Annotated in this window: 10 protein-coding genes; 8 read left to right on the top strand and 2 right to left on the bottom strand. The window is 33.6% G+C overall.

Going from position 1 to position 8,943, the window contains the following annotated elements:
• The first annotated feature begins 482 nt into the window (after positions 1–482).
• The 8 genes from HGG78_RS17985 to HGG78_RS17950 all read left to right on the top strand — a co-directional run bounded on the left by HGG78_RS17985 (position 483) and on the right by HGG78_RS17950 (position 6,265).
• Positions 483–1,820: a DNA adenine methylase gene (locus tag HGG78_RS17985; RefSeq protein ID WP_172533719.1), complete on the top strand. Its 1,338-nt coding sequence runs from the start codon at positions 483–485 to the stop codon at positions 1,818–1,820.
• Positions 1,821–1,885: 65 nt separating this feature from the next.
• Positions 1,886–2,644: a DNA-methyltransferase gene (locus HGG78_RS17980; RefSeq protein ID WP_172533718.1), complete on the top strand. Its 759-nt coding sequence runs from the start codon at positions 1,886–1,888 to the stop codon at positions 2,642–2,644.
• A gap of 67 nt (positions 2,645–2,711) precedes the next feature.
• Complete coding sequence (locus tag HGG78_RS17975; protein ID WP_172533717.1) at positions 2,712–2,957, top strand: hypothetical protein; 246 nt, start codon at positions 2,712–2,714, stop codon at positions 2,955–2,957.
• A 66-nt stretch (positions 2,958–3,023) separates the two neighbouring features.
• Positions 3,024–3,782 (top strand): hypothetical protein, encoded by a 759-nt coding sequence (locus HGG78_RS17970; RefSeq protein ID WP_172533716.1) that lies wholly within the window; start codon positions 3,024–3,026, stop codon positions 3,780–3,782.
• 8 nt (positions 3,783–3,790) lie between these two features.
• Positions 3,791–4,417 carry a hypothetical protein gene (locus tag HGG78_RS17965; RefSeq protein ID WP_172533715.1) on the top strand — a complete coding sequence of 209 codons (627 nt, stop codon included), beginning with the start codon at positions 3,791–3,793 and terminating at the stop codon, positions 4,415–4,417.
• Positions 4,418–4,428: 11 nt separating this feature from the next.
• Positions 4,429–5,166, top strand: a complete 738-nt coding sequence (locus HGG78_RS17960) for a DNA methyltransferase family protein (protein ID WP_172533714.1) — start codon at positions 4,429–4,431, stop codon at positions 5,164–5,166.
• 109 nt (positions 5,167–5,275) lie between these two features.
• On the top strand, positions 5,276–5,617 hold the full coding sequence (locus HGG78_RS17955; RefSeq protein ID WP_172533713.1) for a hypothetical protein: 342 nt from the start codon (positions 5,276–5,278) through the stop codon (positions 5,615–5,617).
• 168 nt (positions 5,618–5,785) lie between these two features.
• On the top strand, positions 5,786–6,265 hold the full coding sequence (locus HGG78_RS17950) for a pentapeptide repeat-containing protein (RefSeq protein WP_172533712.1): 480 nt from the start codon (positions 5,786–5,788) through the stop codon (positions 6,263–6,265).
• Here HGG78_RS17950 and HGG78_RS17945 read toward each other — a convergent pair.
• Positions 6,233–7,330 (bottom strand): hypothetical protein, encoded by a 1,098-nt coding sequence (locus HGG78_RS17945; RefSeq protein WP_172533711.1) that lies wholly within the window; start codon positions 7,328–7,330, stop codon positions 6,233–6,235. The two genes, HGG78_RS17950 and HGG78_RS17945, sit on opposite strands and share 33 nt — an antisense overlap.
• A 15-nt stretch (positions 7,331–7,345) precedes the next feature.
• Positions 7,346–8,943 (bottom strand): hypothetical protein (locus tag HGG78_RS17940; protein WP_172533710.1); only part of this gene is annotated, 1,598 nt, incomplete at its 5' end.

The raw sequence follows: 8,943 nt of genomic DNA, 5'->3' as shown, positions 1-8,943 counted from the left end.
ATATAGGGTGGTTGTGCTTGAATCGTATCAAGATAACTTGAACTATAACTTTTCATTGGGATAGATCTATCTAACTTAAGTGAGTTAGAATTTACGTGTAGCTATACTCTAAGCTAAATACCTCAGTTATAACTAACTTTCATCCAAGGCTTGTTAATTTGGAGAAAAGTTATGCCACATCAAATACAAACAATCAATTCAAAACCTAAGAAATCAACGATATTATCTTCAGATATTATTGTCGATTTATCACGCCTAAATTTTATATCTTTCTTTAAAATCTTGAATAGAACAATTCAAGACTCTCTTTTACGACTTCCAATTATTTAAACAAATCACGCTCACTTCGAGCGAAATTTAAACCCTAATTTTTCAATTTGAACAAAACAAGTTCAGGGGATTTTTGCGCCCAAAATTTAGCAAAAAAGAAGCGGAAGACTTCAAGCAACACTGGAAGTTGCATAACTAAAAGAGAGCTAATTATGAATAATATCAATGCAAAAAAAGTAAAAAACAAACACAAGACTATTCAATATATGGGTAACAAAAAGGAATTACTAACGTTTCTTGATTCTTCACTGCAAGACTTTCTCATTAATGTTGCAAAAGATAATAAATGTAAAAGTTTCTTCGATGCATTTTCAGGTTCAGGTCAGGTTGCCAATTACTTCAAAGACCAATTTGAAGTTACGACTAATGATAAACAAGCGTTTACCAAAGTCATTAACGATGCATTTCTATGCTCAAAAGCTAGTAAGGAACGCATTGCTGAACTGATTGAACGAATGAATAACATTCCAGATTTTTACTTCAATCAAACGGATGGTTGGTTCACCAAAACCTACTCTAGAGAATTAGAAGACTCACCTGTTGATTCAGATGGAAATCGTAAGGTTTGGATAACCAAAAATGCAAAGCGTATTGATATTTATAGACACATTTTAGACGTGTGGATTGAAGCTGGAAAAATCGATCAAGATGAAAAAAACATTCTGATGGTTTCGCTAATTCTGGCTGTTAATAGCATTTCAAATGTCATGGGGCATCAAAACGGATATTTGAAAGATTGGTCTGCTAAATCTCAGAAAGACATTGTATTAGAGATCCCTGAGTTTGAATCAAACCACGCATTCAAACACAAGAATTTTCAGGGTGATGTTTTTGACACTCTTAGAAAAGTAAGTGCTGATATTGCTTACTTCGATCCTCCCTACGGCACGAACAACAAGAAAGTTTCTTGTTCTGTGCGCTACTCATCGTTTTACCACCTCTGGAATACGATTGTTGAAAACGACCGTCCTGAGATTTTTGGTAGAGCTTCAAAACCAACTAAAACTAAAGGCTTTACCGAGCCGTTAGAGCAGAACAAGAAAGAATCGGTTATGCCGTTGTTTGTGAGAATGATTGAAGAATCAAAATCAAAATACGTGTGCTTTTCTTACTCTAATAAAAGCTTACTAACAGCAGAAGATTTTGAAGAAGTATTTCGTTTGGCAGGGTGTGATATGGACACATTCAGAATCTATTACACAAACCACAAAACCAATAGTCAGGCTAAGTCAGCAATGAAATCAGGTGATTTTGTTGCTCGAACAAATGACAAAGAAGAACTGTTTGAATTTTTCATTATTGCTAAGAAAAAATCTAGTTTATCTCTAATCGACTTAAGTATCGAAAATGCGAAGAAAGAAAAAGCAATCCGTTGGATTACTACGACACCTTCAGACTATTCGATTAAAGATAAAGTTTATGGGTTATTTTTTGACAAGACAGAAAACATGTTTGTTCAAAATGTATGTGAACTTAAGAATGTTGCGTAAATATTTTAAAAGAGGGGAAGACCTAACCGCAACACTGGACGTTGCCTAATTATAGAGAGAAAAATATGAAAATTTACAATCAAGATGTTTTAGAAGTGATGAAAGATATAAGTGATGAAAGTGTTGATTTAGTCGTTACAGATCCACCTTATAAGATCGTAACTGGCGGTTGCAAAGTGAATGGAGACACTTCAAAAAATCCTTCAGGAATGCTTAATCGAGGTATTGCAGTAAATGATCTTAAATCGAAATGGATCAATAAATCGAATGTCGATTTTATCAGAAGCGGTTCGTTATTTAAGCATAACAAAATCAAGTTTTCTGATTGGATGCCAGAAGTATTCAGAGTTTTGAAAAACCAAACTCACGCATATTTCATGGTAAACGATAGAAACTTAAATGAACTGATGACAGAGGCAATCAAGGCAGGTTTCAAGCTTCAAAATGTTTTGGTGTGGAAGAAGAACAATGCAACTCCTAACAAATATTATATGAAAAATTGTGAGTTCATTGTGATGTGCCGTAAGGGTAAAGCAAAGAATATAACCAATATGGGAACAAAGAATGTTCTTGAAGTGAATAACATCATTGGGTCTAAAACCCACCCGACTGAAAAGCCAGTCGATCTATTAGAGATTCTAATCAGGAATAGCTCTAAACAAGGTGATGTAGTTTTTGAACCATTTTTAGGGACAGGAAGCACGTTGGTAGCAGCTCAAAATCTTGGAAGAAATGGAATAGGTGTTGAAGTAGATGAACAGTATTTTGAAATTGCACAGAAACGATTACAGCCAGTTTATGAAGAACTTAAACAAGCAGCATAAAGATTTAAAAGAGGGGACGACTTAACCGCAATATCGGAATGTTGCACTAAAAAAGAGAGAAATAGAAATGACTAAACTTATATACAATGAACTTTATAACTATGAAGAAATGCCAAAACATTATGACTTTGATTTGTGTAATGAATGTCGTCACTACGAATGGTTTGAGGAAGAAAATCCCGGTTCTGATGAAGATGAACCATTTTTCACAAGAACGTGTGATAAATGTGGTTCGATGAGAGAAATAAGCTTTGATGGCAAACTTGTATACTTTTTCGGAGAAGATTACAAAGAAGTTAAATTCTACCGATAGAAAACCCAAAAAGGGGAAGACTTACTAGAAACAATGGACGTTTCCTAAATATATAGAGAGAAAAATATGAACATTGAAAAACACGTAATTCAAACAGCAAAAAAGCACAGAGAAAAGTCAGACGATATTTTTCATAAATTTATCGAAATGACATATCAACTCAATTTAACAATGACATATAGCGTTAAGTATAAGTATCTTGAATCAGAACATTTTAAATTTAGAAAGTTGTTGAAAAAAGCCGTTAAAGAAAATCCTTTTTCTGATGTTCTTGGTGAAGCAATGATGGACATAGTTTCTTTTGACAAGAAAGGATTAGGGCAATGTATGACCCCAAATGATATTTCTATGTTACTGGCCAAGATCCAGAGCCGATACAGAAAACAAGGTGAAGAAAACGGATTAGTTTCTTCTGGGTTTGGTGGTTTAGGTGGCACTTACTATGAATGTTGCGTAGGCACAGGTTCGCTAACGCTGGCTCAGTTAGGCGAGTTTATGACGAGTGAAGCAAAGGAAGTAACGGTTCTTATAAATGACTTAGATGAACGAATGCTGAAGATTGCGATTATACAAATTCAATACAACGACAGTGTGAACAATGCGAAAAAGGAAAAAATAATTAATCTAATCGCTCATTGTGAAAACGCTCTTATAGAAGATTGTAATCCAGATAAGGTTTTCCATCATCCAAACCCTAGATTGATCCAAGAACCTTATGTAAAGGGCTATTACGAGCATGTAGACCAGCTTCAGAGAGAAGATATTTTCTCGACTCTTCTGAACAGATTTAAAGATACAGAACAACACAATAACAAAGCAGCTTAGGAGATTATATGAGTTATTACATAATAGAAAAAGAAAGGATTATTCTAGCAGGCGATACTGACGCTCTGATGGTTGAAAAAGATTGTTGCGACATAGAATATTTTGAAATTGAACCAGAAGATATTTTTGAATTGTTGAAGATAAGAAAAACAATTTATAACCTCGATTGGAATTACAATTTATTCACTGATGGAAAGGCTTGTGAAGGGGAACACTTGATTGAGAGTGATGATAGACCAGTAATTCTCAATCTTACTGAAGGAACTCTTTATGATCCATTTTTCGTATTCACAGCAATTAATGGGAAACAATATTATGTTCAAGATATTTATCTATGTGATTTTCAACTTTACAGAGTTTTAAATTTCTCGAAAGAAGAGCTATATACAATTTGGTTGAGCGTAGAGAAAGGTCAAATTTTTGATGACCTTATTAACGATGCTTTATTCAGAAATGCATATGTTGTTGAAGAAGAGATCGCTCTTTCAAGAATTACAGATGTTATCCCAGATGGAGCGATTCACATTGATGATGAGTTTTTTGAACTCCTAGAGTCAGGTGAATATCAGGAATTTTTAGAAGAAGTTTTAGAGATTGATTTAATACAAGAAATAACTAACCCAAAAGCAGCTTAGGAGCAAATACTATGAAAAATGAAACTAAAAAACTAGCAAAAATCATCACCAAAACAGCAGATAAATACGGTCAATCGACAGATAGAATCTTGTCTGATTTTGTAGAAATGACATACCAATACGCTGTTACGGGAACATACAGCCAAAACTATGCTTTTATGCAGATTGAGCATAATAAGTTTCTTACTTATCTCATGAACTCGATGAAGAAACGACCTTATTTTGACTATTTCGCTGAACTGATGGAAGAGCTAAACAAGTTCGATAAAAAGAAAATGTGCCAGTGCATGACACCGCCAGAACTTGTATCAGCGGTCAATCGTATGGTGCGAGGTGATAAGCCATTATCAGGCAAAGTTTCAGAGCTAACATGTGGCACTGGTTCATTTGTTCTAGATGTGATTAAAAACTACGTTGAATCAAAAGACCCAAGCAAATCACTTGAGTTAATCATCAATGACCTTGATGAACGACTGATTAAAATTACAGTGATACAGTGTTTGTTTAATCTAATGGTAAACAATGTTGACCAACTCTCTGAGATTCAATTCGTAGCGTTTCAAAATGATGTGATTTTAGAATATATGAAAAATGGACGTATCGTTTACGCTAACGACCCGAACCGAATCACAGATCCTTATGTGATGCGCTTTTTAGAGCATAAGCGAGAGCAAGAGTTTCACAGAAAGATGTTAGATTTACTTTCTGGTTCTCATCCACATACTGATGAAGGTAAAGAGGCAGCTTAAATTGAGAATTTATCGAATCTGGACAAACAAAAGAGAGTTTGAGCGCATCTTCAATGAACGTCCTGAACGCTGTAAATATGAGTTCTACTTAATCACGGAACGAAGAGACATGTTTCGTGATTTGGCAGTAGACAAGTTTTATAGTAATGAATTACTTGAAGAAGAAAATCATACTGATATGGCTCTTACTGAACTTGAACCATTGGTGATTGAAAAGCTTTTTTCTGAACGGATTTATCAAGTGCATTTGGTTGATGAAGACGAACAAGAACAAGCTCTGAATGAGGTTGCGTGGAAAGTTTCTAAAGCGATTGAGTCAAAGTATAACGATGATTTAGATCTTGAAGTTTTACCATTTCAGATCTATGAACCAGAGTATAAAAAAGAAGCGATTGATGATGCTTGGAAATCAGGGATTTTGCCCTATGAACACGAAGAAAGTTTTTTATAAAATAAATTATTTTAAAATTACTTATCAGAAAAAGAACCTAGAACTGGTTCTTTTTTTTTAACCTTTGTTATGTAAATGAAAAGTATCACATCAAGCCATTGCTTAACCGTTTTTTTATGTCATAACAATATATGTAGACAGATATAATTAAAACGAGGATTAAGACCAATGGAAGTAAAATCAAGAGAACACTTTATAGAGCTTTGGAACGGTGGACAAAGAAACTTTTCAAACTATAGATTTGAAAATAATATGGATTTATCGAATCTTAACATGGACAAACTCATTGCTAGAAATGCAACGATGACAGGCGTTGACGTTACAGGTTCAAGTCTCAATGGGGCGAAGATGAAAGGGGCTTTTATCTATAACTCAGTTTGGAGAGATACAGAAGCAAACAACATTGATATTTCTGAATGTTGTATCAGCAACTCAATCATTGAAAACAGTGAATTTAGAAATGCAAATTGCACTAAGACAAGTTATAAATTTGTCGATCTAGAGCAACTAAGATTATGTAACTTTGAAGGTGCAAAAATCAGAGGTAGTGAGTTGGATTTCTTCAAGGTTAACAGCAACAACATATCATTAGGCGTGTTGGCAGGAACTATGATTTTAGTGATTGGTATGGCGATTGGATGCTTTTAAGATTCGATTGTAATCTGATTTCAGCTTAGTGATCGAAAGTTTGATTTTAACGTCAATACTATAATAATCGTAGTTTCGTTTTTTCAGTATGAACTCTTTTAGCTGTTCAGCAAAATCTTCATCACGATTTTCTGGTTCATCACTGAAGTAAGCACTATCTACAGCATCTTCAAAAACACAGGCATTATCGACTGTAAAAACATATTCATTTTTTAGGTCAGTTGTAACCGTAAATTCTTGATTGAGATTTGCGGTTTTAAACGTAGATTTAAGCTCTGTTCCTAGCTCAGAGATACCGACCCATCGAACACCAAGATCATGAGGTAGAAACGCAGGAGCAACTTTGATTCTTGCCTCACCACGAACATAATCAGCCAATGAAAAATCGTGTTCTTCAACATAAAATTGAAAGTCATAAACCGATTCTAAACGATTATTATAAACGCATTCATCACGGATAAAATACATGTCAGATGCAGGTAAAGTATCAGCGTATTGCTCAAAAAGGAGCGTGTAAATTTCGCTGTTTTGGTCAATGTAAGTCTTTTTGTATGGTTCAAAAAAATCTTCAATCACATGAAAATAGCTGAAGGTATTTTGGTAATTATTACTGAGTGAATTCTTGTAATCTTCACATTCATAACAGATTCTATCAATGTTCGATTTATACAGAACATCTCCTTTATCGACAAAAGCGATAAAATCTTCTCTATGACCATTCAGTTCAATAGAACGTTCAACATAAGAAATATCGAGTTGTTCTAAGATTTTCTTTGAAGTTGATTCAGGGATTTCATCGAATGATAAAACACCTTGTTCTGTAATGATTTCAAGCTCTGTAATCGGTTTTGAGCTGTCGTAAACCACAACGTCAATATGTGCCAGTATTTCATCTAATTCACTCTCATATTGGCTTACAAAGCTTTTTATAGTGAATTTAGAATCAGAATCATCAATGGATTTACGATGGTGCTGAATAAATCCTTTCAGAGAACGACAAGAAGCCTCATTAGTAAGTAATGAAGCTTTTGGATTGTTCATCAATGTTTCAATCTTGATGTTCATAACACCTCTTTGATTTTACATCCTTAGAGATCTGGTTTTTTTCTTGGTTGGTGCATCAACCTTAAGTTCTTCAGATTTGATTTTTCTATCCATTTCGTCATTGCTCAAAGACTTATGATTAAGCTTTGATTTTGCTTCAACAAGATTAGTCAAAGACGAATAAAGATCTTGATCACTAGGCTTAGAATTAGGATTGGCACTATCTACAGCATCTTCAAAAACAGAAATATCATCAAATAACATTTCATCTTTTTTCTTGTTGTGGGTAATAACAAACATATAATCAAATTTCGGAACTTTAAAATCTGCTACAACTTTACCTGATTCAAACTTCATATCATCAAGCTTAACACCATATACAGATTCTAGTTTTTCTTCTTCAATCTCACAGATTTTTTTCAAAGCAAAGTCTTCATCGACTTTTAAAAATACTGCTGTTGTAGCATCACCATGACAATCAGGTTTTTTCTCGAACACTTGATAGTATTGACCTTTTAGTTCAACAAAACCTTTCTGGTGATTTTCTCTAACTAGATAATCTATTTCACCTTCTGAATCTTTAAACTGGAATGTGATTTTGTCAGAACTGAAGTTAAATTTTGATTGAGCATCTTCAAATAGTGCTTTTTGAGCAAGATTTTTTTCTGGTATGACAAACGCAATCATGTTCTGGTGATTAACAAGATAACCTTCTTCATAATCACAATCACCAAGTGTAAGAGTGTTGTTTGAAAGCGTTTCTACTTGTTCAGATAGAGTTCTATTATCTTTATTGTTATGCATTTTAAGAATTTCATAACTTCGATGCTCTTCGTTTAATTCACAGACGAGAACATCTTGAAGCGGAATCATTTGATTATACTTTTGTATCGAGCCATTTGCATGTTGCTCTAAAACGTAATCTGTAAAACTTATATCGCCAATGACTAATTCATCATCTTTTACAAGATTGAAATCTACGTCATAAACTAAATCTTCATAAACATAGAATGTTTTTTCATTCATTAATTTGTGAGCATCACCATATTTCATATCAAACATTGAATATGTGTCTGTTGATTCGTCAATGTTTATAACGTCAATATCAAGATGCAAACGTTGAGCGTTAGATAGTTTTGAAACTAAATCCATTTGTTTGTGTATTTGTTTCTTTGATACCTCTCTGTAGCATTTTTTGTAATATAAATCTACAAGTTCTGGAAGACTATGTAGTTCTTTATCTAGGTCTGTCCTGAAAACCAACTTGTTATTATCTATGTATGACAAATAATCACTTTTTATTCCATCAATATCGTAATCATCATCAAAGTAAAAAATTTCTGCTGTGCCATACCCAAAGTCAATATTCATTCTTTTGAAAACTATTCTTGTTGTATCTATATCCCAATTTTTGAACTCGATTGGCTCAATTTCATCGTTTAAAGTAACACTTGAACGTGATAAATCAGTTGGTTCTAAATTTAACGTTAAATATCTTCTTATTTTTTCACTTATTTGATCATTGAACTGATCGTAGAAGTCTTTGTAAACTTCATCATTATCAAGATCATAATTAGAGCCGTGTTTTTCATAGAACTCATCCGAATCAGCTATAGCACTGTTTTCTAGTATTC

Source organism: Vibrio aestuarianus, assembly GCF_012395185.1.
In the GTDB taxonomy this organism is placed as follows: domain Bacteria; phylum Pseudomonadota; class Gammaproteobacteria; order Enterobacterales; family Vibrionaceae; genus Vibrio; species Vibrio aestuarianus.
The sequence above is the reverse complement of the archived record's forward strand: the minus strand, read 5'-3'. Positions and strand labels throughout refer to the sequence as shown.

What these genes read in the sequence shown, in the direction of transcription:
- HGG78_RS17985 (WP_172533719.1), top strand. Translation starts at nt 483, where the DNA reads ATGAATAATATCAATGCAAAAAAAGTAAAAAACAAACACAAGACTATT.
- HGG78_RS17980 (WP_172533718.1), top strand. Translation starts at nt 1,886, where the DNA reads ATGAAAATTTACAATCAAGATGTTTTAGAAGTGATGAAAGATATAAGT.
- HGG78_RS17975 (WP_172533717.1), top strand. Translation starts at nt 2,712, where the DNA reads ATGACTAAACTTATATACAATGAACTTTATAACTATGAAGAAATGCCA.
- HGG78_RS17970 (WP_172533716.1), top strand. Translation starts at nt 3,024, where the DNA reads ATGAACATTGAAAAACACGTAATTCAAACAGCAAAAAAGCACAGAGAA.
- HGG78_RS17965 (WP_172533715.1), top strand. Translation starts at nt 3,791, where the DNA reads ATGAGTTATTACATAATAGAAAAAGAAAGGATTATTCTAGCAGGCGAT.
- HGG78_RS17960 (WP_172533714.1), top strand. Translation starts at nt 4,429, where the DNA reads ATGAAAAATGAAACTAAAAAACTAGCAAAAATCATCACCAAAACAGCA.
- HGG78_RS17955 (WP_172533713.1), top strand. Translation starts at nt 5,276, where the DNA reads ATGTTTCGTGATTTGGCAGTAGACAAGTTTTATAGTAATGAATTACTT.
- HGG78_RS17950 (WP_172533712.1), top strand. Translation starts at nt 5,786, where the DNA reads ATGGAAGTAAAATCAAGAGAACACTTTATAGAGCTTTGGAACGGTGGA.
- HGG78_RS17945 (WP_172533711.1), bottom strand. Translation starts at nt 7,330, where the DNA reads ATGAACATCAAGATTGAAACATTGATGAACAATCCAAAAGCTTCATTA.